Source organism: Sphingobium sp. B11D3A (assembly GCF_025961695.1).
GTDB lineage: Bacteria > Pseudomonadota > Alphaproteobacteria > Sphingomonadales > Sphingomonadaceae > Sphingobium.
This window is the reverse complement of sequence record NZ_JAOQOE010000001.1, coordinates 976,692-1,001,986: the sequence shown is the minus strand read 5'-3', so window position 1 is coordinate 1,001,986 and position 25,295 is coordinate 976,692. Positions and strand designations below refer to the sequence as shown.

The 25,295-nt window shown below is 63.6% G+C and carries 25 protein-coding genes; 12 read left to right on the top strand and 13 right to left on the bottom strand.

Annotation, left to right across the window (positions count from 1 at the left end):
• Positions 1-180 precede the first annotated feature (180 nt).
• Entirely contained in the window at positions 181-2,970 is a 2,790-nt protein-coding gene (locus M2332_RS04805; RefSeq protein WP_264573173.1) for a M10 family metallopeptidase C-terminal domain-containing protein, read from the top strand.
• Positions 2,971-3,002: 32 nt separating this feature from the next.
• Here the strand turns inward: M2332_RS04805 and M2332_RS04800 are convergent, their stop codons facing one another.
• The 6 genes from M2332_RS04800 to M2332_RS04775 form a co-directional block, all read right to left on the bottom strand.
• Positions 3,003-4,490, bottom strand: a complete 1,488-nt coding sequence (locus M2332_RS04800; protein ID WP_264573172.1) for a carboxylesterase/lipase family protein — start codon at positions 4,488-4,490, stop codon at positions 3,003-3,005.
• Between the two features lie 12 nt (positions 4,491-4,502).
• Positions 4,503-5,891 (bottom strand): MFS transporter, encoded by a 1,389-nt coding sequence (locus M2332_RS04795; protein ID WP_264573171.1) that lies wholly within the window; start codon positions 5,889-5,891, stop codon positions 4,503-4,505.
• Positions 5,892-5,967: 76 nt separating this feature from the next.
• Positions 5,968-6,597, bottom strand: coding sequence for a hypothetical protein (locus M2332_RS04790; RefSeq protein WP_181560100.1), 630 nt, complete (start codon positions 6,595-6,597; stop codon positions 5,968-5,970).
• Between the two features lie 95 nt (positions 6,598-6,692).
• Positions 6,693-7,772, bottom strand: coding sequence for a TAXI family TRAP transporter solute-binding subunit (locus tag M2332_RS04785; protein WP_264573170.1), 1,080 nt, complete (start codon positions 7,770-7,772; stop codon positions 6,693-6,695).
• Positions 7,773-7,980: 208 nt separating this feature from the next.
• On the bottom strand, positions 7,981-9,084 hold the full coding sequence (locus M2332_RS04780; RefSeq protein WP_264573169.1) for an aromatic ring-hydroxylating dioxygenase subunit alpha: 1,104 nt from the start codon (positions 9,082-9,084) through the stop codon (positions 7,981-7,983).
• 157 nt (positions 9,085-9,241) lie between these two features.
• Positions 9,242-9,535, bottom strand: coding sequence for a 2Fe-2S iron-sulfur cluster binding domain-containing protein (locus M2332_RS04775; protein WP_264570766.1), 294 nt, complete (start codon positions 9,533-9,535; stop codon positions 9,242-9,244).
• Between the two features lie 167 nt (positions 9,536-9,702).
• On the opposite strand from M2332_RS04775, the gene M2332_RS04770 reads away from it, so the two are divergent.
• Positions 9,703-11,289: an FAD-binding protein gene (locus tag M2332_RS04770; RefSeq protein ID WP_264573168.1), complete on the top strand. Its 1,587-nt coding sequence runs from the start codon at positions 9,703-9,705 to the stop codon at positions 11,287-11,289.
• Between the two features lie 21 nt (positions 11,290-11,310).
• On the opposite strand, the gene M2332_RS04765 is transcribed toward M2332_RS04770, so the two are convergent.
• The 4 genes from M2332_RS04765 to M2332_RS04750 all read right to left on the bottom strand — a co-directional run bounded on the left by M2332_RS04765 (position 11,311) and on the right by M2332_RS04750 (position 15,736).
• Entirely contained in the window at positions 11,311-11,901 is a 591-nt protein-coding gene (locus tag M2332_RS04765) for a MarR family winged helix-turn-helix transcriptional regulator (RefSeq protein WP_264573167.1), read from the bottom strand.
• 27 nt (positions 11,902-11,928) lie between these two features.
• Positions 11,929-13,905, bottom strand: coding sequence for an alpha/beta hydrolase family protein (locus M2332_RS04760; protein WP_264573166.1), 1,977 nt, complete (start codon positions 13,903-13,905; stop codon positions 11,929-11,931).
• Between the two features lie 119 nt (positions 13,906-14,024).
• The gene (trmFO, locus tag M2332_RS04755) at positions 14,025-15,383 is read right to left on the bottom strand and encodes a methylenetetrahydrofolate--tRNA-(uracil(54)-C(5))-methyltransferase (FADH(2)-oxidizing) TrmFO (RefSeq protein ID WP_264573165.1); all 1,359 of its coding nucleotides are present in this window, start codon (positions 15,381-15,383) and stop codon (positions 14,025-14,027) included.
• Positions 15,380-15,736: a DUF952 domain-containing protein gene (locus tag M2332_RS04750; protein WP_264573164.1), complete on the bottom strand. Its 357-nt coding sequence runs from the start codon at positions 15,734-15,736 to the stop codon at positions 15,380-15,382. The genes trmFO and M2332_RS04750 overlap by 4 nt, the downstream gene beginning before the upstream one ends.
• Before the next feature lie 109 nt (positions 15,737-15,845).
• On the opposite strand from M2332_RS04750, the gene M2332_RS04745 reads away from it, so the two are divergent.
• From M2332_RS04745 to xrtV, 3 genes are all read left to right on the top strand, one after another.
• Positions 15,846-16,742 carry an acyl-CoA thioesterase gene (locus M2332_RS04745; protein WP_264573163.1) on the top strand — a complete coding sequence of 299 codons (897 nt, stop codon included), beginning with the start codon at positions 15,846-15,848 and terminating at the stop codon, positions 16,740-16,742.
• Between the two features lie 150 nt (positions 16,743-16,892).
• Positions 16,893-17,732, top strand: coding sequence for a CmcJ/NvfI family oxidoreductase (locus tag M2332_RS04740; protein ID WP_264573162.1), 840 nt, complete (start codon positions 16,893-16,895; stop codon positions 17,730-17,732).
• An 87-nt stretch (positions 17,733-17,819) separates the two neighbouring features.
• The gene (gene xrtV, locus M2332_RS04735) at positions 17,820-18,752 is read left to right on the top strand and encodes an exosortase V (protein ID WP_181560091.1); all 933 of its coding nucleotides are present in this window, start codon (positions 17,820-17,822) and stop codon (positions 18,750-18,752) included.
• An 18-nt stretch (positions 18,753-18,770) separates the two neighbouring features.
• Here the strand turns inward: xrtV and M2332_RS04730 are convergent, their stop codons facing one another.
• The gene (locus M2332_RS04730; protein ID WP_264573161.1) at positions 18,771-19,019 is read right to left on the bottom strand and encodes a YdcH family protein; all 249 of its coding nucleotides are present in this window, start codon (positions 19,017-19,019) and stop codon (positions 18,771-18,773) included.
• A 199-nt stretch (positions 19,020-19,218) separates the two neighbouring features.
• Between M2332_RS04730 and efp the strand changes: the two genes are divergently transcribed.
• From efp to M2332_RS04715, 3 genes are read left to right on the top strand one after another with little or no spacing between them, the layout of a single operon-like run.
• On the top strand, positions 19,219-19,782 hold the full coding sequence (gene efp / locus M2332_RS04725) for an elongation factor P (RefSeq protein WP_181560089.1): 564 nt from the start codon (positions 19,219-19,221) through the stop codon (positions 19,780-19,782).
• Positions 19,782-20,144: a hypothetical protein gene (locus M2332_RS04720; protein WP_264573160.1), complete on the top strand. Its 363-nt coding sequence runs from the start codon at positions 19,782-19,784 to the stop codon at positions 20,142-20,144. The genes efp and M2332_RS04720 overlap by 1 nt, the downstream gene beginning before the upstream one ends.
• A gap of 49 nt (positions 20,145-20,193) precedes the next feature.
• Positions 20,194-21,018, top strand: coding sequence for an inositol monophosphatase family protein (locus M2332_RS04715; RefSeq protein ID WP_181560087.1), 825 nt, complete (start codon positions 20,194-20,196; stop codon positions 21,016-21,018).
• Between the two features lie 118 nt (positions 21,019-21,136).
• Here the strand turns inward: M2332_RS04715 and bfr are convergent, their stop codons facing one another.
• Positions 21,137-21,616, bottom strand: coding sequence for a bacterioferritin (gene bfr / locus M2332_RS04710; RefSeq protein WP_264573159.1), 480 nt, complete (start codon positions 21,614-21,616; stop codon positions 21,137-21,139).
• Between the two features lie 164 nt (positions 21,617-21,780).
• Complete coding sequence (locus M2332_RS04705) at positions 21,781-22,083, bottom strand: (2Fe-2S)-binding protein (RefSeq protein WP_319801477.1); 303 nt, start codon at positions 22,081-22,083, stop codon at positions 21,781-21,783.
• 142 nt (positions 22,084-22,225) lie between these two features.
• Between M2332_RS04705 and M2332_RS04700 the strand changes: the two genes are divergently transcribed.
• The 4 genes from M2332_RS04700 to M2332_RS04685 are packed head-to-tail and all read left to right on the top strand — an operon-like array spanning position 22,226 to position 25,290.
• Entirely contained in the window at positions 22,226-22,600 is a 375-nt protein-coding gene (locus tag M2332_RS04700; RefSeq protein ID WP_181560085.1) for an NADH-quinone oxidoreductase subunit A, read from the top strand.
• The gene (locus M2332_RS04695) at positions 22,591-23,157 is read left to right on the top strand and encodes a NuoB/complex I 20 kDa subunit family protein (protein ID WP_181560084.1); all 567 of its coding nucleotides are present in this window, start codon (positions 22,591-22,593) and stop codon (positions 23,155-23,157) included. Before M2332_RS04700 ends, M2332_RS04695 begins: the two co-directional genes overlap by 10 nt.
• Positions 23,158-23,167: 10 nt before the next feature.
• On the top strand, positions 23,168-24,055 hold the full coding sequence (locus M2332_RS04690) for an NADH-quinone oxidoreductase subunit C (RefSeq protein WP_264573158.1): 888 nt from the start codon (positions 23,168-23,170) through the stop codon (positions 24,053-24,055).
• The gene (locus M2332_RS04685) at positions 24,055-25,290 is read left to right on the top strand and encodes an NADH-quinone oxidoreductase subunit D (RefSeq protein ID WP_264573157.1); all 1,236 of its coding nucleotides are present in this window, start codon (positions 24,055-24,057) and stop codon (positions 25,288-25,290) included. The genes M2332_RS04690 and M2332_RS04685 overlap by 1 nt, the downstream gene beginning before the upstream one ends.
• Positions 25,291-25,295: the final 5 nt, after the last annotated feature.

The window sequence follows — 25,295 nt, the reverse complement described above, 5'->3', positions numbered from 1 at the left end:
GTCTATTTCCTGACATGTAAAGTCAATGTATGTAAATGACTGTCTCTACAATTTTGCGGAATTCGGTGCGTCCGAGAGAGCTGAAGTCGAAGTATAAATCAAATATTTTATTTAACGATTGTTAATTTAATATAACGATCTTAACCGACCTGGATTTCAATGACGACCTCTAAATACATCATGATGAAGAACGGAGGTGATGGCCTCGCGTTTATCGATTTCATTGTGACATATGGTGGATTGGCGTTGGATGGTCAGGACATCCAGTTTCTCGGCTCCTCATTGATCGATGCCGTTTTTGTCCGCCCCGGGGCGAGCTATGTTCTGAATACGGGAGGCGGAGCGGACCGCATTTATGTCGAAGGTCAGCTCTCCGATTACACGCTGAGTCGCAATAACGCGACGCTGATCCTGACGCGCACGGTGGACGGTAAAGTGGAGACCGTCCATGTGGCAGGCGCCAACGCGACGACCGCACCCGATGTGCTGGTGTTTTCAGATGGCAGCGTGAGCGTGAACGCCCTCTACACGCATGTTGCAGAAGGAACGGCCGTTCCAGTGCCGACGGGCGAAACCTCACTAGCCCCTCAAGGCGCGGCCGCGCCCGGTGCCGTTCTGGACGCCATAGTGAAGATCGGATGCTTCAACCCTGCTGGCGAGACGGTCGCCGCTTCGAAGCCGGGCGTCGCGTTCCAGATCCTCGGCAGTGCAGGTGTCGATAGGGTGTACGTCGCCGAGGGGACCACGATCGACGCTGCCTCGCTCGGCGGCGGCGTGGATGTGGTTTACTTCCGGGGACAATGGGCCGACTACACCAAGACCCTCACCGGCGCGCGTCTGACGCTCACCCGCACCGCAGGCGGGCACGTCGAGACGGTCGTCGTGGCATCAAGCGGCGGCACGCTCAACGATCTGCTGGTGTTCGCCGATGGGGCTGTGCGCTCGCAGGTGGCCGGCCAGGGGGTGAAGGCGGATGCCAACGTCGCTCTAGCGGATCTCGCCGGCTTTGATCCGAGCGTGTTCGTCGATCTGGTCGCACCCATTGCGCCCCGGCTATCGCTGGCCAACGATAACGGGACATCTCAGACGGACGGCCTGACCAATGACGGCCATATTCTCGTCACGCTTCTGGAGGCGGGAGCATCCTGGACATACAGTATCGACGGCGGACAGACCTGGCTCAAGGGCAAGGGGGAGACCTTCAGCCTTGCTGCGGGAACCTATGCGGCCGAGCAGGTTCAGGTCCGGCAGCGCGATGCGGCAGGGAACCTGTCCGAAGCCCGGCACAATGAGACTGTCCTGACCATCGATTCCACGCCGCCGGTGGCGCCCGTGATATCGGGCTTTTTTGATCCGATCGCGAGTTCGATCAACCCGTCGACGGGGGCGATCATCAACCTCGTGACGAGCCCGGTGGCTGGCGCTTCTGTTCTTCAGCAGGGCGCGACCAGTCTGCACGGAACAGGCACAGCCGGCAGCAAGGTCGTCGTCACCTTCGGGGCCTCTGAACAGCGGGTGGTGACGGTGGATGCCGCGGGGGCCTGGTCCCTGAATCTCACGCACGCGGACATCGTGTCATTCGGCATCGGGGCGGAGGCATTTACGGCCACCGTCAGCGATGACGCGGGTAATCTTTCAAGCACCACCGTCCCGCTGCAGATCAATGCACAAGCCTACACGACCAACGATGTGGCGGCCTCCGGCTATGGCAGTGAGTATGTCGACGCTCTGATTATCGGCGAGGCCGGCTGGTCCGGTGGCATCATCACTTACTCTTTCTCCGCCGGCTCGGGCGCGTCTGCCTGGTCGGAAAGTGAGAAGAGCGCCGTGCGATCGGCACTGGCTCTTTACGAGAATATCGCGAATTTGGACTTTCAGGAGACGGATGACTATGGCGAAGCGGTGGGCGGCGCGAATATCGCTCTCGAAAAATCGCCCGCTTCGACCTGGACCGAGCCTGGAATTCTGGCCGACTTCACCATTCCCTTCGGCGGATATAATGCCACGCAGGTCGGCCGCTTCAACTATGAGATATCCTATTGGCAGAATCTGAGCGAAGGGGGCCTCGCGTTCGACACGCTGGTGCATGAGCTTGGCCATGCCCTCGGCCTAGGCCACCCCTTCACGGATACCATCAACGGCGTCACGCAGACCCAATTTCCGGGTGTAGCGGCCAATGATGCCTATGCGCTCGGGACACTGGACCTGAATCAGGGCATCTGGACTATCATGTCCTACAATTTCGGCTGGGATGTGAAGGCGCCCCCAACCAGTTATGCTTGGGGCTTGTCGAAGACACCGATGGTCTTCGATGTTGCTGCGATACAGGCGATCTATGGCGCCAATCTCTCATACCGCACCGGTAACGACGTCTACACGCTGCCCACCGCCAGCAAGTCGGGTACGGGCTGGGCATGCATCTGGGATGCCGGGGGCGTGGACACGATCAGCAATGCGGGCAGTTCGCTCAACTGCGTCATCAACCTCAATGCCTATCCGCTCACGGCCGGCATCGACCCCACGCTCTATGTATCGCGGAATCTTGCGATAACCGGAGGATATACGATCGCTGCGGGGGCCGTGATCGAAAATGCGGTCGGCGGGGGAGGCCGCGACACGATCATCGGCAACCATGTTTCCAACCTGCTGACCGGGGGCGGCGCGGCCGATCAGTTCATATTCAATACCGCGCTGGGAGCGAGCAATGTCGACAGCATAAGCGACTTTTCTGTCAGCGCAGGTGACGTCATCGCGCTCGACAAGAGTATTTTCGACCGGCTCAGCAACCTCAGCGATCTGAGCGGTCACTTCGGTTATTCGACCCAGTCTGCGGATCCCGACCTGCTCGTCATTTACGATCCCGGCAGCGGAACGCTCAGTTACCGTGACGAAGCAAACGAGCTGATCGATTTCGCGATCCTGCTCAACAAGCCGCAGTCGATCACAGCCACATCTTTTGCGGTCCTCTGACCCGATCCGGCGCCGCCGCCGGACGCGGATCGCTAGCGTCGCGCATCGAAATAGCTGTCGAGGAAGGCCTGCGCTTCTGCGCGCGGGGTGCCGATGACGGCCGGCTGCGGGGAGAGGCGCATCAATTTGGGTGCCGTGTCGTCATAGCGCGGCCATTCCGGCAGGCCGGGGCCGTTGGGATTGCCGGTGCGGGCGAAGTTCACCCAATATTGCGAGACGAGGTCAGAGAGCTTGTGATCCTCAGGCGTCCACGGTTGATCCTCGACCTGCAGGTTGCGGAAGACATAGACGATCTCCGCTGAATGGAAGGCGCCCATTTCCGGCTTGCCGGGCCAGGGCTGATCGAACCAGTAGAGCCACGCGCCGGACTTACCGGTCTTGGCTTGAAGTTTGGCCCAGCTGCGCATCTGCCACTGGACGGCATCGGTCGAAGATTGGCCCAATTGGTCCTTGAATGCCCCGTAAATCCGGTCGTAAGCCGCGCCATTCGTGTCCGACCGCTGCACCCAATCCTTGCGGATGTTCGATCCCTCCATGGAGTTGGAGCCGACCAGCGTGGGCACGTCGTTCTGCTTGCCCGCTGCGAAGATGTTGTAGACGATGTCCGGCAGCACATAGCCGTCACGCTCGGTGGGCCAGAAGAAGGCCAGTTCCTTGGTGAACGCGTCCATCGGCAGCGCGCGGAGCTGCGCGACTGTTTCGCCGCCAAGCTTGCGGCCAAAGTCGGCACCATAAGCCTCCGCCTCGCGCATGTCCTTGCGGCCGACGAGGCCACCATCGGGATCGAACTGGGACGTGCTCTCGCCAATCGCGCGGTGGAACAATCCCTTGGCCAGCGGCGAGGCCTGCAGGATGCTGATCGCGGTGCTGCCGGCGGATTCGCCGAACACGGTGACGTTGCCCGGATTGCCGCCGAAGGCCGCGATGTTATCGCGCACCCATTTCAGCCCCTCGATCTGGTCGAGAATGCCGTAATTGCCCGAGGCCTTGTAAGGCGCTTCTGCGGTAAGACCCGGATGCGCCATGAAGCCGAGCGGGCCGACGCGGTAATTGAGAGTAACCAGCACCACACCCATTTTCGCAAGCGCAGTGCCGTCATAGGCTGGCTCGCGGTTGGAGCCGCCCAGGAAGCCGCCGCCGTAGATCCACACCATCACCGGGAGCGGCCCTTGGTGGTCGGCTGGCGTCCAGACATTTACCGAAAGGCAGTCCTCGCTCATCGGCCGTTGGTCGACCGGCGGGCGCCATTGCGGGCAGATCGGGCCGAACTGCGTTGCATCGCGCAGGCCGCTCCAACCGGAGGCCGCGACCGGTGCTTTCCAGCGTCGCTCGCCCGCGGTCGACGCGCCGAACGGGATGTTGAGGAACTTGCGCACGCCGTCCGCCTCGGCGCCTTTCAGCGCGCCCTGACGAATCGTCACCTGCGGCGCGGCGCCGGTGTCGGCTGCCAGGGGCGCGGCAGTGCCGGCGAGGAGGAGTGCGGCAAGCGCGCTACGGCGCATCAGAGGGATCGTCTTCATGGGAATCTCCGTTCAGGCCACACTGGCCGAGGGGCGGGCGCGGGCGGCAAATCCGGCCAGACCGCATAGAGCGAGCAGCACGGCGACGACGGCGAAGAAGGCAAAGGAGCCGCCCAGATCGAGCGAAATGACGCCGGTAAACGAGCTGAGCACCGCGCCCAGCCGCCCGGTGGCGGAGGCGACGCCCACGCCGGTTGCCCGCGCTGCGGTGGGGTAGGCCGTGGCGGCCAGCGTGTAGAGCGTGTTGTGAAGCCCCGCCATGCAGAAGCCGAGCGCGACCATTACCGGCAGGATGATGAGCGCCGAGACCACATCACTGCCGAGCAGCACGGCGAGAACGCCCGCGAGCAGGGCAGCGGCGCCGGCCAGGCCCATATGTGCGCGGCTGAACCCGGTGCGATCGAGCAGGATGCCGCTGAACAGCGCGCCGACCACCCCGCCCATATGGAAGGTGGTGATGCCAAGGCTGGTCATGGTGAGATCGAACCCCAATGTGCTCAGCATCGTCGGGACCCAGCTGAAGATGGTGTAGGAGGCCATCAGGCAGGTGAAAAAACCGCCCCAGAGCAGCAGGGTCTGGTGGCGCAGCGCCGGCGAGAGCAGCAGGCGTAGCGGCGCGATGACCGTGCTGGCTGGCGGCGGTGCATCGAAGCGATGGGCCGGGTCATGCGAGATGCGGCACCGCTTGAGCAGTCGTGCCAGATCCTCATGCCGGCCGGCGCGCAGCAGGAAGCTCGGCGATTCCGGCAGGAAGACGATGAAGGCGAGGGCCAGCAGGATTGGCAGGGCGCCTGCGACGAAGAACAGGGTTCGCCATCCGAACATCTCCAGCACCGAGGCGCCGAGCCCGCCGGCGATGATGCCGCCAATGGGAATGAAAACCATGCCGATGGCGATGGCGCGGCCCCGGCGCTTTTCCGGCGTGAATTCGGAGATGAGCGCGGCGCCATTGGGGATCGCCGCGCCGATGCCAAGGCCATCGAGGAAGCGCACGAGCAGCAATTGCGTGGCGTCATGCGTGAAGCCACCGGCCACCGTCATCAGGCCGAACAGCAGGATGGCAACGATCAAGGCCCAGCGGCGGCCGATCCGGTCGCCCATGATCCCGCCGATGATCGAGCCCAATGCGACGCCGGCCAGATTGGCGGCCGTCACCGGCGCGAACGCGCCGCGGGGAATGCCCCAGTCCGCGATCAGGGCCGGCAGCACGATGCCGAGAGACTGGTTGGCCAGCCCGTCAACCGCGAAGACCAGCGCGAAACAGCCGAGCAGCAGCTTCTGGAACGGGCTCCAGGCTGCATTGTCGATGGCCGTGCCCAGATCGTGCGAAACCACAGCTGACGCCGCGCCGCTGGGCTCGGCTGGCAATGCCGTGCCGGCTGCTGGGGTGAAGGATGCCATGCTGCTCTCTCTCCGTGTCAGGCGTTGGTCTGCGGCCGGGGGCGATTCTGGTGTCGCGCGCTCACGGCGGATGGTGTCAAAGGGGGCGGGGCGGCTCCTGCGTGTCGAGGGCGCTCTCGCCCATGAAGCGCGGTGGCGCGGCGTAGGCGCGCGCGGTCAGGAAAGGCTGGTAATAGCGGAAATAGGCCAGCAGCAGCGCGCAGTTCACGCCGATCTCCAGCGGTCCTGTGATGAGCTGGCGCGGCAGGCCGACGACGATGGCATTAAGGTAGAAGATCGTAAAGCTGGTCGGCACCTGCAGCACCAGCATCAGCGGCACGAACCGGTTGGTCAGCAGCACGATGCCGACAAGGCCCTCCATGGCCTTGATGCCCGGGAAGAGGCCCATATCGAGCAGCGACTGGATGAACGGTCCGCCGATGGGGTGGGGCACGACCGGCTGCATGTCGGTGAGCCAGTAGCGCGAGGACGACCAGATGAGATGCAGGCCGAAATAGATGCGCATCGCATCCGTCACATGGTCCGCCGTCGTGCGCTTCGGGTCCAGCCGGCGCAGGATCAGCGCGCCCACGATGCCGGCAAGGATCGGGAAGCCGAAGAACATGAACGTGTCGAACTTGCCGAACGCCAGATAGAGGCCGATGGCGCCGCTCAGCGCGGCCGGAACGATGAAGCCAGTGGTCAGCGGCTTGGGTGACGAGGGCATGGTGCTTCTTTCTGCTGGCGAGCGCCTTGGGGTCGTTCGCCCTGTGTCGTTGGTGGGGATACGCGGGTCATGTCCGGCGCTTGCGAGCCGCCCGATCAGTCGATGTAGCCCATCTCCCGATAATAGCGCGCGGCGCCGGGATGCAGCGGAACGCCCTTGCCGTCGCCAACCGTGCGTGGATCGATGGAATAGGGCCGCACGAACCATTTGAGTTCGCCGCGTGCCCGGTCGATGCCGCGTGCGGCGGCATAGGCGATGTCATCCGGCATATCGACGCGACCGAACACGACTTCGCCGGAGCGGCCGACCGTCTTGATCGCGCGATCCACGCCGCGCAGCACGCCCCAGCGGGCGGTGGTGCGGACCATGTCGGCCTCCTTGACCATCTTGTCGAGCAGATCGTCCGGCAGATCGAGGAAGTGGAGTTTGTGCGCGACGGTCAGCGTCGTCCAGAAGGAGGATTCAGGATTGTTCGCCGGGCTGGCAAGACTGGAGATGACCACATCGAACGGCGTCTCGGCCGTCACGTCGTGCGGGCTCTGGATCGAGCCGCCCCAGCTCTCCACGCTGGCCTTGTCGAGGCCGTAATAAGCGAGCACGGGCGCCTCGCTCGGCTGGCCATCGGTGAGAATGCGCACCGGCAGCTTGCGTTCGCGAATTTCAGCAAGGCTTTTGATGCCAAGTTCCGGCTTGACCGCGACCAGCAGATAGGTTGGGTCCTCGATCCGCGCGATCAGGCGCAGGGCGGGATAGGGACCGTCCTTGGCGTAGATATATTGGCCGCGATAAGCCCAGGTCATCATCGATGCCTCGGTGATGCCAAAGTCGATGGGGGCGTTGATCCGCTGGGTCGTGCCGTGGCGCACATCGCCTTCCTTCAGCGGCGGGGGCAGGGCGGCCTTGCCCACCAGACGCGGCCCTTCGGTGCGGTTGCAATTGCGGCAGAGGATGATCTCATAGCCTTCCGGCGCCATCGCATCGCGCACGAATTCACCCAGTTCGCCCCAGGGGCAGGCTTCCGGGCACGCGGAGGCGAGGACCAGGCGCTTGGTGGCGTAACCGGTCTTGCCGACATCGGTCCAGCTTGAGTCGACGATCTTTTCCGGCTCTGCCGCGCGCGCCGGCAGGGCCAGCGTGAGGCCGGCCAGGGCCAGGGCGATTGCAGATAGCAGCATGCGCATTGAAGACCGTCTCCCCTCAGGCGCCCGATCCGATGCGTCGCGAGACTTGCGGGACAGGCAGCGGCTGGTCCAACCCCGCTTTCTTCTGTGGAAAGCTTCGGCTAGGCAGCAACAATATAAAAAATAGTATACTAATCTGGCGTCGTCAATGCCATGTGGTCGCGCGTCTTTCTAATATTTAACCTGTGGGTGCGCGCGGCCCTCAGTGCGCCATCTCCGCAGGTGCACGCGGAGCATTCAGGGAAGCGGTGGCCTCCTCGGCGCGCTCGCGGGCGATGAGATCGGCCAGCATGCGGCGCGCGGAAACCGGCGCCGTATCCGTCGCAAGCAGGATCGGGTTCAACTCATTGATGTCGCTGACGGCACCCATATTCTCCTGCACCATCTCGATCATCGGCTCGTCCTGCTGGCGGAAAGCCATATCGAAGAAATCGAGCAGGGCCTGATCGACCTCCGGCTCATCGCGACGGCGATTGCGGCCGTTGACGAAGAAATAATGGGAGGTGAACTCGGTCTCCGGCGTAATGATGTGGAGCTGCGGGATATGCGCGCCGCTCTCGCGCGGCTGACCGACCTCCCAGCTGCCCAGCTTGAAGTCCAGCATCGCCGGCGGATGCCAGGTCATGGTGGTGTCGGTTTCCACCACAACCTTGGGGTCCATGCCGAACAGGCCGACATGCGCCGAGGAGGGGCCTAGGCCGCTGCGGATGCGATGATTGGTGATCCAGCGATCGCCGCGCTCCAGCCGCTGCGTGGTGGCGGCGAGCAATTGCTCTGGCGTGTAATTGCCCCCGCTGAACTGCGGGTGGATGAAGGCGGCGTGACTGAGGTCGAGCAGATTATCCACCACCAGCTCATAATGACCCTTCACGTGCAACAGGCCGCGCACCACGGCATAATCATCAGGCTGTTCAAGGAAATCGATGACCGGCAGCAGCGCCGGGTCGGCCTTTGCGGGGTCGCCGGGCCAGAACCAGATGATGCCATAGCGCTCCAGCAGCGGCCAGGCGCGAATGTTCGCCGCAGGGAGTCCGGCCTTGGTCTTGCTGTGCGGATTGAGCACGCATTCGCCATCCCGGTTGAAGCGCAGCCCGTGGTAGGGGCATTCCAGCGTGTCATCGATGATCCGGCCGGCGGAGAGCGGCGCAAAGCGGTGCGGGCAGCGATTGAGGATCATCGCCGCCTCGCCATGGCTGTCGCGGAACAGCACGGCCTTCTGATCGATCAGCGTGCGGGCCAGCGTGCCTTCGCCGAGTTCATGGGAATAGGCTGCGGCGTACCAGGTGTTTTTCAGGATCGAGAGCACTCACCACTCCATCAATATTTTGATCGCGGCAACCGGGGCTCCCGCAACAGGACCAGGAGGCGGGCGCAGCAAACCTCTCCTGAATCATTGGTAGACGATTATGTATACCATACGAGTTATTCGCTGTCATCCGGCAAGTCGCGTGGCTGGTCACTCATCAAAGGTCCAGCACCAGCCGCTCGGTGAGCGCGCCTGAGCAGCAGATCATCATCATCTTCCCCTCTCGCTTCTCCTGCGGTGTCAGCACCGCGTCGAAATGCTCGGGCGTTCCGGCGAGCACTTCCGTTGCGCAGGCGCCGCAGGTGCCCTGCTCGCAGCTAGAGCTGGCCGGCACACCGGCCTCGCGCACCGCCTCAAGGATCGACTGACCCGGCGCCACGGTGAGTTCCAGGCCGGAGCGGGCCAGTTCGACGATGATGGTGCCATCGGGGAGGGGTTGCTTTTCAGTCACGACCGGCAGTCTCTATCATGCTTTCCCTCCGCCCGTCATACGCCACAATTATCTTAGTACTAAGATATATTGACAGTCGGCAGGCGCGAAAATACCCTCAGGGCCAACGCACCGCACGCGCCATCGCTGCGCTCGGTGCCCCTCATGATGGTTTTAGGAGATGCGCAGTGGCCCGCGAAATGGTGACGGATGTTCTGGTGATCGGCGGCGGCTCTGCGGCGACGCGCGCGGCGCTGGAGGCCGCAGCGGCGGGCGTCGCCGTGATGCTGGTGGACAAGGGCACGGTTGGCGATAGCGGCTCCAGCCCGCACGCGCTGGTCGGCTTCAGCGTGCCGTTGCTGGATGAGGCGGATAGCTCCGCGCTGTTCGTGGAAGATTGGGCGAAGGCCAGCGGCGGCATTTGCGACCGTGATCTGGTGGCGCAATGCGCAGAGCATGGGCGCTTTCTGGCCGAAGATATGGAAAAGCGCGGCGTGCCCTTCATCCGCAATGCCGATGGAAGCTGGTTCATCTCCCGCCGCGCCGGCCATTCCGTGCGCCGGACCTTGCAGGCGCAGGGCCTGGGCAAGGGCAAGCACGCCAATGTCATCGCGCCCATGCGCACCGGCCTGATCGATGCCGGCGTGACGCTGCAGGAAGGAACCATGATCACGCGCCTGCTGCTCAGCGATGGCGCCGTCGCGGGGGCATATGCGGTCGGCCCGGATGGCGAGCATTTCATCATCCGCGCCAAGGCCGTCGTGCTGGCCTCGGGCGGAGTGAACCGTCTCTACACCAAGCTTTGCGACGAAGTGGTCGAGCATGGCAGCCGCACCACGGGCGATTCCTACAGTCTGGCGTTCCATGCCGGCGCACCGCTGATCGACATGGAGTTCGTCCAGTTCCGCGATTCGCCGCCCGCCGGGCCGATCTACGGCGCCGCTTACGTGAATTCGCTCGGCGAGCGGATCATGGAGAAATATGATCCCGAGAATATGGAATGCGCCCCGCGCTACATGATGGCGCGCGCCGTCTATACCGAGAATTTTGAGGGGCGCGGGCCGGTGGTCTGGCATGTCGAGGACGGGCAGGTCGCCCGCTCGCGCGCGCCGGTCGGCAATTATGAAGGCGGGCAGATCGTGGAGATCACCCTCATGTTCCAGCGCCTGATGGGCGGCGCGCGCATCGATGTGACCGCTGCGACGGCGGTGCCGGGCCTCTATGCAGCGGGCGAGGCGTCCGGGGGCATTCATGGCGGCGACCGGATGCAGGGCTGCGGCTTCCTGGAGACGCAGACCTTCGGCCGAATCGCCGGGCAGAGCGCGGCCCAGCGGGCGAAGACGACTGACTTGCCCGCGCTCGATCCCGCTGCGGTGGAGGCCGAGGCAGCGCGGCTGGCGCGCAGCACGGGCGCGCAGGATCCTGTCGCCCTGTTCGAGAGGGTGCGCGAGATCATGTGGGCGCAGGTCGGCGTGGTGTCCAACCGCACCCAGTTGACCGATGCCATCGCCAAATTTCAGGAGATCCAGCGCATCGCTGCGACCGATGTCGATCAGTCCGATCTGGTCGCCGCCGAGGAACTGCGCAATCTCGCGCTCACCGCCGAACTGGTGGCGACGGCCAAGCTCGCCCGCGAGGAGACGCGCAGCGGCCACGGGCGCACCGATTTCCCGCAGGAAGATCCCGCCTGGGTGCGCCACGTCCGCCTCGCGAACGCAGGCGATGGCGCGGTGGCTGTCGATACCATCCCGGTGGTCGAGTTCGCTGAAGCCTGACCGGCGCCACCACTCCCGCGTTCAGGGCAGCGCGGCCTCGATCGAGTGGAGCAGCTTGCGCAGGATCGCGTTGCAACGCTGCCGGTCCGCCTGCGAAAGGCTGCCCATCAGGCGCTGTTCCGTCGCAGTAAAGGCGGCCATGGTCCGCCCGGCCAGCGCGATGCCGTCGGGCGTGAGTTCGACGAGCAGCGAGCGCTGGTCGCTGGCATGCGAGACGCGGCGGATCAGGCCGCGCTGCTCCAGCCGCCGCGCCAGCCCGGTCAGCCCGCCCGAGGTCACCGGCACATAGCGCCCGGCGAGGTCGGTCGGCGCCGCGCGATAGGGCGCGCCGATGCGCATCAGGCCCGCCAGCAGACGAAACTCATTATCGGATAGCCCCGACGCCTTGAGCACCGCTGCCGTCTCCGCGCGCAACCGATCATCGATCCGCGCGACCCGCGCCGCAATCGCCCGCACATCGGCATCCAGCGCCGGAATGACGGCCTGCCACTCCCCGACAAGCGCATCCACTGCCGCATCCAGCCGATGCGCCTCACTCTCTGCGCGCAGGTGTGCGAGGCTCTGTGAGGAGCGTGTCGTGTCTGGTCCTGTCGAGCGCGGGCGGGAGGTCATCGGCGCTTCATAAGCGTTCGTAGCGGCTCAGTCCGCAGGATTATGCTTGGCGAGGAAATCCTCCATCGCGCGCAGGAGCGTCAACCGATCCGCTTCGCGCGTGAAATAGTGGTCTGCAAGCGGGACGGAGACCATCTCGACGCTCTTGCCGGCCTTCGTCATTGCGGCATGCATCCGGGTCGACTGGTTGTGATCGACGCGAACATCCTTCTTGCCGTGGATCAGCAAGAGCGGCGTCTTGATGCGACCCACGGCATTGTAAGGCGAAATTGCATCGAAGTCCGCCGCCATGCGCTGCCACTGCCCCTTGAAGAGGCGGGCGCGGGTTGAGCCTCCGAAGTCGTTCACATCGCGACGAACGTTGGATACGCCGCTGACCGAAATGGCACAACGATAGAGGTCCGGGTCCTTGGCGATCCCCCACATCGCTGCATAGCCGCCATAGGAAGCGCCGACGATGCACACCCGCTTGGGGTCGGCAATGCCCTGCTTCACAGCCCACATGACGCCGTCCGTCACATCATCCTGCATGGCCAGACCCATCTGGCCTTCGCCGGCTTTCAAAAAGGCCTCGCCATATCCTGTCGATCCCCGGAAGTTCGGCTGCAGAACTGCATAGCCCCGCTCGGCAAGGAACTGCACCCAGTAATCGTAGGTCAAACGGTCATGCGCCCATGGGCCGCCGTGCGGCATGACGATGAACGGCAGATTCTTGTCCGGTCTGCCGCGCGGCATTGTGAGCACGCCTTCGATCTGAAGCCCATCGCGCGCTTTGTATTCCACGTAAGTTGCGCGCGAGAGGCGTTTGCTCTCGATCCGCGGGTTGACGACGGCCAGCTTGGCCAGCGTATTGCTTGGTGCATCCAGAACATAGAGCAGGCCGGGATTGTCCGGCGTGCTGAATTTGACCAGCAGTCGGGAATGATCACTGTTGAAGCTGAGGATGTCGACCGTCGAGCCCGGCGAGGCCTTTTGAAGGTCGTTTTGATGCGCCTGCAAAGCGGGATCGAGCCAGCGGACCGGCGCCGCGCGGTCGTTCGTGACCACCCCGAGCAGCGCGGATGTCTGCTTATCCAGGATCACGGAATCGACTGGCGCATCGTCAAACACGGTGCGGGCGATTTTCCCCGTTATCAGGTTGCGCTCCACAATTGAGGTGACGCCCTTATCATTCGCCTCAAACACATAGCCATGGTCGGTCCCGGGCACGAAATAGAAGGGCACGGTGAGATATTCATCGACGCTGAGATTAGCGGTGTCGATGGTCCTCAGCCCGTTCTCGGCCTGTCCTCGGAACAGCAGGCTCGATTTGGTGGTCTGATCATTGTAGCCGATCCCGATACGGACCCGGCCCTGGGCATCGGCTCCCCATTCCGAGACGAACCGCCGGCTCTTTTCGACCAGCGATTTCTTTCCGGTCGTCACGTCGACGCTGTACACGGCACTCCAGAAGTCGGGATCACCCAGATACGGGCTGTTCTGGGCGGCCACCAGAATTCGCGTGCTGTCATCGGACGGCACCCAGAGAATATCGCCGGCGTTCTGCCCACCCATCTCCCAGAGCAATTGCGTTGCCTTGCCGGAGGTCCGGTTTACCGCGATCAGACGGCTCAGATACCAGTTCTCGCCTTCAATCGGCGCGAGCGCGATAACGTTGACGACAATATTATCATTGCCCACCCAGCGAATGGCGGACACGTCCATCAGATCGGGGACATTCAGGCGGATCATATTTGATCGGTCGCCTGTTAGCGGCATGATCGCGATCACCTGCTTGCCGCTGGTCGCGAGCAGGCCGGCGATGTTCTCACCATCGGGCGAGAGCTGGGGCATCTCGAAAAAGGGCAGCGCTGCGAAGGCTACTGTGGTGATCTGCGAGTTGGCCGCGACCGGCGGTGGAGGTGTCTGGCTGACCGCCGGGGGCGTCCAAAGGCCTGACAACAGCGCTGCCGCGACGACGATCCGCGCTGCAACGCGTGCGCGCGAAACGCGAATATCCTCCATCTATTCTTCCCCCCAGCGATATGGGGCTTGTTGGCCCCGGCCCGCAGCCTAGTAAAAGTCTCCGTCTATGCAATGTCTTACGTTCGCCGCGGCTTCCGGCAAGAGGAGCGGCCTTCGCGTTAAGCGGATAGGGCCGCGGTCGGGCTGGCGCTCGCCTTCCAACCCGCCAGCGCTTCTCGCGCCCGGTCGGTGTAGGCCTGTTTGCGCTGCTTCTTGCGCACGCTCTCGTCCTCGATGGGCGGGAAGAGGCCGAAGTTGACGTTCATCGGCTGGTAGCTCTCCGCGTCGGCGCCCCCGGTGATGTGGCCGAGCAGGGCACCCAGCGCGGTCTGCGGTGGGGGGAGGGGCATGTCACGTCCGCTCAGGTCCGTCGCGCAGAACAGGCCGGCAAGCAGGCCGACGGCGGCGCTCTCCACATAGCCCTCGCAGCCCGTGATCTGCCCGGCAAAGCGCACATGCGGCATGGCGCGCAGGCGCAGGCGATCGTCCAACAGTTCCGGGCTCTTGATGAAGGTGTTGCGATGCAGTCCGCCCAGCCGCGCAAATTGCGCGTTCTCAAGCGCGGGAATCGTCCTGAACAGAGCGGCTTGCGCCTCATATTTGAGTTTCGTCTGGAAGCCGACCATGTTCCACAGCGTGCCCAGCGCATTGTCCTGCCGCAGCTGCACGACGGCATAGGGCCAGCGGCCCGTGCGGGGATTGTCGAGCCCGACCGGCTTCATCGGCCCGTGGCGCAGCGTCTCGCGGCCGCGCTCTGCCATCACCTCGATGGGCATGCAGCCATCGAAATAGGGTGTGTCCTTCTCCCACTGCTTGAACTCGGTCTTGGGACCATCGAGCAGACCCTGGACGAAGGCGTCGTATTGATCCTTGTCCATCGGGCAGTTGATATAATCCTTGCCGTCGCCGTCGGGCGAACCCTTGTCCCAGCGGCTGGCTTTCCACGCGATCGACATGTCGATGCTGTCGCCATGGACGATGGGCGCGATGGCATCGAAGAAGGCGAGCTGGTCCTTGCCGGTCGTCCGCGCGATCGCCTCGGCCAGGGGGGCGGCGGTGAGCGGGCCGGTGGCAATGATCGTCGGGCCCTCCGCCGGAATGCCATCAACGCGTTCGCGCACCAGCTCGATCAGCGGATGCGCTTGGATGGCAGCGGTCACGCCCTGCGCGAAAATGTCCCGGTCCACCGCCAGCGCGGAGCCCGCTGGCAGCTTGCACTTGTCCGCCTGCGCCATGATGAGCGAACCGAGCGCGCGCATTTCCTGATGCAGCAGGCCGACGGCATTGCTGTTGGCATCGTCCGAACGGAAGCTGTTGGAGCAGACCATCTCGGCCAGTGCATCGGTCTCATGCGCAGGGGTCTGCTCTCCGCTGCCGCGCATCTCGGAGAGGCGCACGCGCACGCCGGCCTGGGCGAGCTGCCACGCCGCCTCGCTGCCGGCGAGGCCGCCGCCGATGATGTGCACCTGATGGGTCATGGTTCTTCAAATCCTGCCGGGAATGCGTGTTTCCCGTCCGCCCCTAGCCGCAGCTTGCTGTGACCGGCAACCGCGCTCATCGGGATCGGGCCATAGACATGCGGGAACAGAGCGCCGCCGCGCGAGACTTCCCAGCGCACGGTGTCGCCCAGCGGCGGCAGATCGACCATGACGAGGATGGCCGGATCGATATCGGCAAACCATTTGGCTGCCGTTTCCCGCACCTGTTCGCGGGCGGAAAGGTGGATGTAGCCATCGGCCAGATCGACCGGCGCGCCGGTAAAAACACCTGAGTCGCGCCATGCCGACCATTCCTCGGGGCGCAACAGCTTGAAGGCGAAGAGTTCTGTCATGAAACGACGCTACGGCATGGGCGGGGCGCCGTCCAGCGCTTGCCTTGAGGTGGGAAACACGGGCATTCCAATCGGTGAATCGATTGAAACAGAACGGGATATGCTCTTCATGTCGAGCGACGCCACGCCCATGTCCATGCTCACCGCAGGGCTTATTCGCCTGCTCGATGTCGAGCCGGCGGGAGAGCCCGGGCATTTCCTCGGCGATCGCAAGCCCGGGGGAGCAGGGCGCGTCTATGGCGGGCAGGTGGTCGGGCAGGCGCTGGCGGCCGCGGCCAAGACGGTGGCGACGGACAGGCCCGTGCATTCGCTGCACTGCTATTTCATGCGCCCGGGCAGTGAGGACTACCCCATCGACTATCAGGTGGACGCGGACATGGATGGCCGCGCCTTCTCAAACCGGCGGATCGTGGCCTGGCAGCAGGAGAAGCCGATCTTCAACATGATCGCGTCCTTCCATAAGGCCGAACGCGGTCCGGCGCACCAGAGCGACATGCCGCCGGTGCCGGACCCCGATGATCTCAAGGATCTCGGCGATCTCATCGAGCAGCATGAACTCCCGGCCGGTCCGGTGCTGCGCTGGATTGCCGGGCGCAACAGCCCGGTGCGCTTCCGTCCGGTGGGCGATATCCAGTCCGGCATCATCAAGATGCACGATGCCGCGCCGCAGCTGTGCTGGATGCGCGTGGGGGAGGGGCCGCTCGGCCTTGAGCAGCCCATGCAGCGGGCGATGCTGGGGTTCATCAGCGACATGCTGCTGCTGGCAACGGCCTACCGGCCGCACGGCCTGCACATCGGCAGCCCCGGGGTGGCCAGTGCCAGCATCGATCACAGCGTCTGGTTCCACGACGATGTAGAGTGCGGCGACTGGCTGCTTTACGTCACGGATAGCCCGTGGGCAGGGCATGGACGGGGCTTCGCGCGCGGGCATTTTTACGCGCGGGACGGTCGCCTGGTGGCCAGCGTCGCGCAGGAAGGGCTGATCCGCTTCCGCGACCCCGAGTGACGCGCGTCCCTTGGGACTGTCGGCCCCTAATATTCCATGCCATCAGGACATCCGTTGCGTTCGAGCCGCGCTGACGGCAAAGTTCATCGCACGAAAGCAGCATTGATCCGGGCCTGACAAAGGCACACCCCGGGCGGAACGGAGGAGTGGATGACCAGAATTCGGGCTGATCGGCCCTCTGTGACGATCAACTATGTCGCACGCACCGACGAACGGCCGCGTTATTATGCGAACGATCACAGCCGGGACACGGTGGTGATCGAAGAGCACGGCATGGCCGCCAGCGACGGACGGCATGAGGTGCTCGGCCTCGACACGGCCGGCGTGGCGCTGGTTGACGCGCCCACGGCGGTCACCGACTTTGCCGACAAGGCCAATTTTCCGGCCTATGCCGAGGAGATCGAAGCGCTGCTGCTGCGCGAGACGGGGGCGGATGTGGTGATCGTCACCGGTCCGCCGATCCTGCGCTTTTCGGAACGTTCCGGCAAGGCCGGCAGCAGCGATAACAGCCATCCCGCGCGCTTCGCCCATGTCGATCTCAGCGACGCGACGGCGCGGGGTTTTTCGGCGCAGCGTCAGCCCGCAGAGGGGGACATTGTTCGGGCCGCGCATTACAATGTCTGGCGCGTTCTTTCGCCCGCCCCGCAGGATGTGCCGCTGGCGATCTGCGATGCGCGGTCGGTCACCGGTGAAGAGCTGCTGCTCGCCGATGCGATTTTCGACAGTCCCTCGGGCGACTGGAGCTTCGAGGGCTATGTCGTCGCGCACGATCCGGCGCATCGCTGGCTTTGGTTTCCCGATATGACGACGGACGAGGCGATCATCTTCAAGACGCATGACAGCCGGGACGGGGGCGCCCGCTGCGTGCCGCACGTCGCGTTCGATGATCCGCTGTGCGATGACGAGGCACCGCCGCGCATCAGCGTCGAGGCGCGCGCCATTGCCTATTGGCGAGAGGGCGGGGATCGCGGTAAAGGTAAATTACCGTAAACCAAAATTATCCCGATGGCTGACCGTATCATCATCAGCTCTTAACCTTGTTCGGGTTAGGCGCAGGTCAAAGAGCTGAGAGTTCCAATGGCGACGAATGCACCTGTGATTACCGAAAAGAAAACTCGTTTCGAGCTGCTGAACTGGTTGATCGCCAACCCTGTTCTGGGGGCGGGTATTCTCGCGGTGCTCGTTCCGACGCTACTGCTCGTGGCAAGGGAAAGCTGGTCGACTGAGCAGGGCGCGCATGGTCCCATCGTGCTGGCCACCGGCCTGTGGCTGCTGTGGCGGGAATGGCAGAATGCTGCGGCCGTCGCGCGTCCGGCGCCGGGGCTTCCGATTGCCATCGCCTTCGCGATTCTCCTGCCGCTTTATTTCGTCTCGCGGGTCAGCAACATCGTCGAGACAGAGGGCTTTCTCATGTATGGCCTGGTCGTTGCGGCGCTGTTCAGCGCCATCGGCTGGGAGGCGCTCAAGCGGCTCTGGTTCCCGCTCATCTACCTGCTGTTCGTGCTGCCGCCGCCTGAGACGCTGGTGGCCATGGTCACCAATCCGCTCAAGATCATGCTGTCCGAATCCGCCGTCGGCTTCCTGTATCTGGTCGGTTATCCGGTCGCCTCGTCGGGCGTCACCATTCAGGTGGGCCAGTATCAGCTGCTTGTCGCGGAGGCCTGCGCGGGCCTCAACTCGCTCATCTCGCTCTCGGCCATCTCGCTATTTTATGTGTATCTGCGCCACCACGCCAATGTGCGCTACGCGCTGCTGATGATCGTGGCGATCGTGCCGGTCGCCGTGTTCGCCAATTTCGTGCGGATCGTACTGCTTGTGCTGCTGACCTATCATGGCGGCGAGGCAGCGGCGCAGGGCTTCCTGCATGATTTTGCGGGACTGACCATGTTCATGACCGCGCTGATCACCATATTCGCGATCGATCATCTCTTCGGGCTGCTGTTCCCGCGCCTGAAGGGCAGCAAGAGCGATCCTGTCTTAAAGCCAGCGGCCGAGCCCGCCCAGCCCTAAGGCCGGGCGCGGCGTGCCTCAGCTCCGCTGTTGGGCGATCAGGGTCGAGATGTCGTCCAGGATCGCCAGCCTCTCCTTTTTAAGGTCCTCCAGATGCTCGTCGCAGGCCGGCTCGATGTCGGTTTCGATCCGGTAGATCTGGCGCGTGAGCAGGTGGTGGCGCTCGGCAAGGGTGCGGAAATGCGCGTTGTGCAGCTTCAGGGCGTGAAGCACCTCATGGTCATGCGGGAACAGGTCGTCGAGCGTCTCGCGGGTATCAAGGGTCATGTTGCTCTCCTGGGTCTTGTCCGGCTTGCAATGATCCGATCGTGCCGGACGGAACGATAGCGCGCCTTGCGCAAGATCAATTCGTCGCCCACCGCCAGCGCATGGGCGGCGGGATTGCCCGCGCCCCTTGCCGTTGCGCGTCAACACGGCTAGAGGGCGCACCGGCTCTTTCCATCCTTGAAATAGACAGGCGCGACCCATGAAGATCAGCGGCGTGGATATTCGTCCCGGCAACAATATCGAATATGAAGGCGGCCTGTGGCGCGCCGTGAAGATCCAGCACACCCAGCCCGGCAAGGGCGGCGCCTATATGCAGGTTGAGCTGAAGAACCTGATCGACGGGCGCAAGAACAATGTGCGCTTCCGCTCTGCCGAGACGGTCGAGCGCATCCGCCTCGATACCAAGGATTTCCAGTATCTCTATGCCGAGGGCGACATGCTCGTCTTCATGGACACGGAGACCTATGAGCAGATCAACCTGCCCAACGATCTCGTCGGCGACGCCGCCGCCTTCCTGCAGGACGGCATGATGGTCATGCTGGAAATGTATGAAGAGCGCCCGATCAGCGTGCAGCTGCCCGAGACGGTCGAGGCGACCGTCGTCGAGGCGGACGCCGTGGTGAAGGGGCAGACCGCATCGGCCAGCTACAAGCCGGCGATTCTCGACAATGGCGTGCGCGTGATGGTGCCGCCGCACATCACCACCGGCACCCGGATCATCGTCGACGTGTATGAGCGCGAATATGTGAAGCGGGCCGACTGATGCGCGCTCTCCGCCTCGTCACCGGGCCCGCGCTGGTCCTGTCTCTCGCCTGGTCCGCGCCGTTGCTGGCGCAGGCCAAGCCCGCCAAGTCTGCGGGGCAGCCCAGCGAAGCCCAGCTTCAGCACGCGGCGGAGAATTTCCGCATCATGGTCAGCGGTCTGCAGTCCGACAAGATTCCGCAGCCAGTGAAGAGCATTCTCTTCACCTGCGCCTACGGGAATCCGTTCAGCAAGATCAGCGAGAATACCGACAAGCTGATGACCGAGAAGAAGCTGGACCGCAAAAATCCGACCCAGGTGCTCAGCGCCATGGCGGCCGTTTGCGGTTTGCGGCCCGAGATGGTCGCACCGCCCAAGAAGTGATTTCATTCCCTGACCGGCCGCTCTTCCGCGCCGGAGGAGACAGATTGACATGGTATCCCATTCCGGCCTGCTGACGGTCATCGAGCGCGCGGCCCGCAAGGTGGCTCCGCAACTGCGGCGCGACTTCGGCGAGGTTCAGCATCTTCAGGTCAGCCGCAAGGGGCCGGCCGACTTCGTGACCGTCGCCGACAAGAAGGCGGAGGACACGCTGGTCGCCGAGCTGAGCAAGGCGCGGCCGGACTGGGGCTTCCTGCTCGAGGAAGGCGGCGAGATCGCCGGCGATCCCATGAAGCCGCGCTGGGTGATCGATCCGCTCGATGGCACCACCAACTTCCTCCACGGCATCCCGCATTTCGCCATTTCCATCGCCGTGCAGGAGCCGCATCGCTCCGGGCAGGGCTGGGGCGAAGTGACGACCGGCATGATTTATCAGCCGATCACCGACGAGAGCTATTGGGCGGAGAAATCCCGTGGCGCGTGGCGGCATGACCAGCGCCTGCGCGTCTCGGCTCGTCGCGATCTGACCGAGGCGCTGATCGCCACCGGCATTCCGTTTATCGGCCACGGCGATTTCACTGAATGGAGCCGCATCTTCGGCGCCATCGCACCCTCGGTTGCGGGCATCCGCCGCTATGGCTCGGCCGCGCTCGATCTCGCCTGGGTGGCTTCCGGGCGCTATGACGGCTTCTGGGAGAGCGGCCTCTCGGCATGGGACGTGCAGGCCGGCATTCTTCTAGTGCGCGAGGCCGGCGGTTTCGTCACCGATTTCCGGGGTGGCGCCGAGCCCGTAGAGCGTCGCCAGGTGCTGGCCGCCAATGACGTGCTCCACAGCAAGCTCCACAAGCTGCTCGCCGGAGCGCTACGCAACATGTGATGCGGAACGGTCCGGCGCCGGCGACTATCGCTGCCGCCGTTTACCGGCCAACAAAAAAGGGCGCCCGCTGCTCGCCATTCGGCCAGCAGGGGCGCCCTTTTTGCTTGTGGACGGCGCGTCAGCCTTCGACGGCCTCGCTGTTGAGCTGGATATAATTGGCCAGGCCCATGCGCTCGATCATCTCGAACTGCGTCTCCAGCTTGTCGACATGGTCTTCCTCGCTGTCGAGGATATGCTGGAACAGGTCGCGGCTGACATAATCGCGCACGCTCTCGCAATGCTCGATGGCGTCGCGCAGCAGCGGGATCGCTTCCAGTTCGGTATCCAGGTCGGCCTTGAGCACTTCCTCGACCGTGCTGCCGATGCGCAGGCGCCCGAGCAGCTGGAAGTTGGGCAAGCCATCGAGAAACAAGATGCGCTCCGCCAGCTTGTCGGCGTGCTTCATCTCGTCGATCGATTCCTCATACTCGAACTTGGCGAGCTTCGAGATACCCCAGTGATCGAGAAGACGGTAGTGGAGGAAATACTGGTTGATGGCCGTCAGCTCGTTCTTGAGCGCGCCATTGAGAAATTCGATGACCTTTTCGTCACCCTTCATGTTCTGTCTCCATGTCGTCAGTCGATGGAGCGGAACTAGCAGCAAAGCGGCAATAATTCACGCGAGAACGTCTCGCAACCGTGGGCGCGATAGGTTCTTAATAGCGGCGCAGTTCTTCGCTAATGCCAATGATAGTCACGAAATCGGGGGGTGGCCCGCTTGGGTCAGGCCGTTGCCCAGGTGCCGGTCTGGCTCGGTGCATTGAGGCTGCGGCTGCAGCGCGACCGGCAGGAGGATTGCTCTTCCACCATCACATCTTCCGCATGATCGAGGCAGATGCGACATTGCGGCGTTTTGCCGAGCGCCCGGTAGGCGCTTTCGGGACACGTCACACCCTGGCGAGCAACGCTGCGCAGTTCCTGTTCCGTGATCGCATTACAGATACAGACAAGCATGATTCGTTGATAGTGTTGTTGCGAGGCATTTGCAATCTCCGACGTGATCGAATGCGACGAATGGTTGGGCATCCGGCCGGTCTGAGCCCATAGGGGAGGGGCTGACGCTCGGCTGATTTGTTGCGAATCATTCTCAGCCCGTCCAAGGGTTGCCTCGCAGGTGCAGCAGTCCTAAAGCGCCCCCATCAAAGGCTATTAAGCCTAGGGGATTCAAGTGGTCGATCTGTCGCAATATCTGCCGATCCTGCTGTTTCTGGTTGTCGCATTGGGCTTGTCGTGCGCGTTCGTGTTCCTGCCCATGGCCGTCGGCCGGCTGACGGGATCGCACAAGCCGGACCCGGAAAAGCTGAGCGAATATGAATGCGGCTTTCCCGCATTCGAGGATCCGCGCAGTCAGTTCGACGTGCGCTTCTATCTCGTCGCGATCCTGTTCATCATCTTTGATCTGGAAGCGGCGTTTCTCTTCCCCTGGTCGGTGAGTCTGGCTGAGATCGGCTGGGCCGGCTGGGGCGCGATGATGATCTTCATTTTCGAGCTGGTGCTCGGCCTCGTCTATGCCTGGAAGAAGGGAGCACTCGATTGGGAGTAGAACTTGAACGGCCGGGCACGTTGGGCGCTCCGCTGATCGGGGTTCCGCCGGCCACGCAGCCAGATCCCGAATTCTTCAAGGCGCTCTCCACCGAGGTGAGCGACAAGGGCTTTCTCGTCACGTCGACGGAAGACCTGTTCAACTGGGCGCGCACCGGCTCGCTGTGGTGGATGACCTTCGGCCTCGCCTGCTGCGCGGTCGAGATGATTCACGTGAACATGCCGCGCTACGACATGGAGCGCTTCGGCGCTGCCCCGCGCGCGTCTCCGCGCCAGAGCGACGTGATGATCGTCGCCGGCACGCTGTGCAACAAGATGGCTCCGGCGCTGCGCAAGGTCTACGACCAGATGAGCGAGCCGAAATACGTCATCTCGATGGGCTCGTGCGCCAATGGCGGCGGCTATTATCATTACAGCTACAGCGTCGTGCGCGGCTGCGACCGGATCGTGCCCGTGGACATCTATGTCCCCGGCTGCCCGCCGACCGCCGAAGCACTGCTTTATGGCATCATGCAGCTCCAGCGGAAAATCCGCCGGGTCGGCACGATAGAGCGTTGAGGGGGCGGATATGGTGACAGCCGTTCATTCCGCACCGCGGGTCGAGCCGATCGAGGGTCTGGCCGATGCCATTCGCGCCGCGCTGGGCGATGCCGTGCTGGCGATCAAGGATGCGCATTTCGAGCTGAGCGTGGGCGTGCAGCGCGAGGCGCTGGCCGATGCGTTGCAGCTTCTGCGCGATCGCTTCGACTATCAGCAGCTCATGGAGATCGCCGGGGTCGACTATCCCGAGCGAGCCGAGCGCTTCGAGGTCTGCTATCATCTGCTCTCGGTGACCAAGAACCATCGCTTGCGCGTCAAGGTGCGCACCGATGAGGATCATGCGGTGCCGACCGTCACGCATCTCTGGCCGGTTGCCGGCTGGCTCGAGCGCGAAGTGTTCGACATGTATGGCGTGCTGTTCGAGGGCAACACGGACCTGCGCCGCATCCTCACCGATTATGGCTTCAAGGGCTATCCGTTCCGCAAGGACTTCCCGCTCACGGGCTATGTCGAGCTGCGCTACTCGGAAGAGCAGAAGCGGGTGGTTTATGAGCCGGTGAAGCTGGCGCAGGACTTCCGCAGCTTCGACTTCATGAGCCCGTGGGAAGGCGCGCAATATGTGCTGCCGGGCGACGAGAAGGCCAAGGGTGAGGCGCCGGGTGCGCCCACGCCGCCACCTCCTCCGCCGCCACCCCCGCCAGCATCGGCTTCCCCGGACGCCAAGACGCCCAAGACGACGGACGAGCCTGCGGATACCGGTGCCGGTGCGCCGGCCGACAAGGCTGCGACCAAGCAGGCCCGTGCGCCGCGTGCCAAGAAGGCTGAGGTTGCGTCTGCGCCGGTGGAAGACACGCCCCCGGTGGAAAGCAAGCCGAAGCGTACGCGCAAGCCCAAGACGCCCGAGGGTGACGCCTGATGTCCGAATATCTCGACAAGCTGGAGCATCTTGTTGACGACGCCGATCCGGCGCTCGGCGACACCGCGATCCAGAACTATACGATCAACTTCGGCCCGCAGCATCCCGCTGCCCACGGCGTGCTGCGTCTGGTCATGGAGCTCGAGGGCGAGATCGTGGAGCGCTGCGATCCGCATGTCGGCCTGCTGCACCGCGGCACCGAGAAGCTGATCGAGTATAAGACCTATCTGCAGGCGCTGCCCTATTTCGACCGGCTGGATTATTGCTCGCCGCTCGGCATGGAGCACAGCTATGTGCTGGCCATCGAGAAGCTGCTGAACCTCGAAGTGCCGCTGCGCGCGCAATATCTGCGCGTGTTCTTCGCGGAACTGACGCGGATCAGCAATCACATGCTGAACCTTGGCTCTCATGTCATGGATGTCGGCGCGATGACGCCGAACCTGTGGATGTTCGAGATCCGCGAGGATTGCCTCAACTTCTTCGAGCGCGCCTCCGGCGCCCGCATGCACTCGGCCTATTTCCGGCCGGGCGGCGTTCATCAGGACGTGCCGCTCAAGCTGCTCACCGATATTGGCGACTGGCTCGACACGCGCCTGCCGCGCCTCTTCGAGGATGCGATCAGCCTGGTGGCGGACAACCGCATCTTCAAGCAGCGCAATGTCGACATCGCGGTCTGCTCCAAGGAAGACGCGCTGCGCTGGGGCTTCTCCGGTCCGATGCTCCGTGGCTCGGGCATTCCGTGGGATATCCGCAAGGCGCAACCCTACGATGTCTATGATCGCATGGAGTTCGACGTGCCCGTCGGCACCAACTTCGACTGCTACGACCGGTTCATGGTGCGCGTGGAGGAGGTCCGCCAGTCGGCGCGGATCATGAAGCAGTGCTTGAACGAGATGCCGGATGGCCCGGTCGCTTCGCTCGATCGCAAGGTCGTGCCGCCCAAGCGCGGCGAGATGAAGCAGTCGATGGAAGCACTGATCCACCACTTCAAGCTCTACACCGAGGGCTTCCACGTGCCCGAGGGCGAAGTCTATGTGGCGACCGAAAGCCCCAAGGGTGAGTTCGGCGTCTATTTGGTGAGCGACGGGACCAACAAGCCCTATCGCTGCAAGATCCGTCCGACCGCATTCAGCCATTTGCAGGCGATGGACTTTCTGATGAAGGGTCACATGCTGGCCGACACCACGGCCGTGCTCGGCGCGATGGACATCGTGTTCGGGGAGTGCGACCGGTGAGCGTT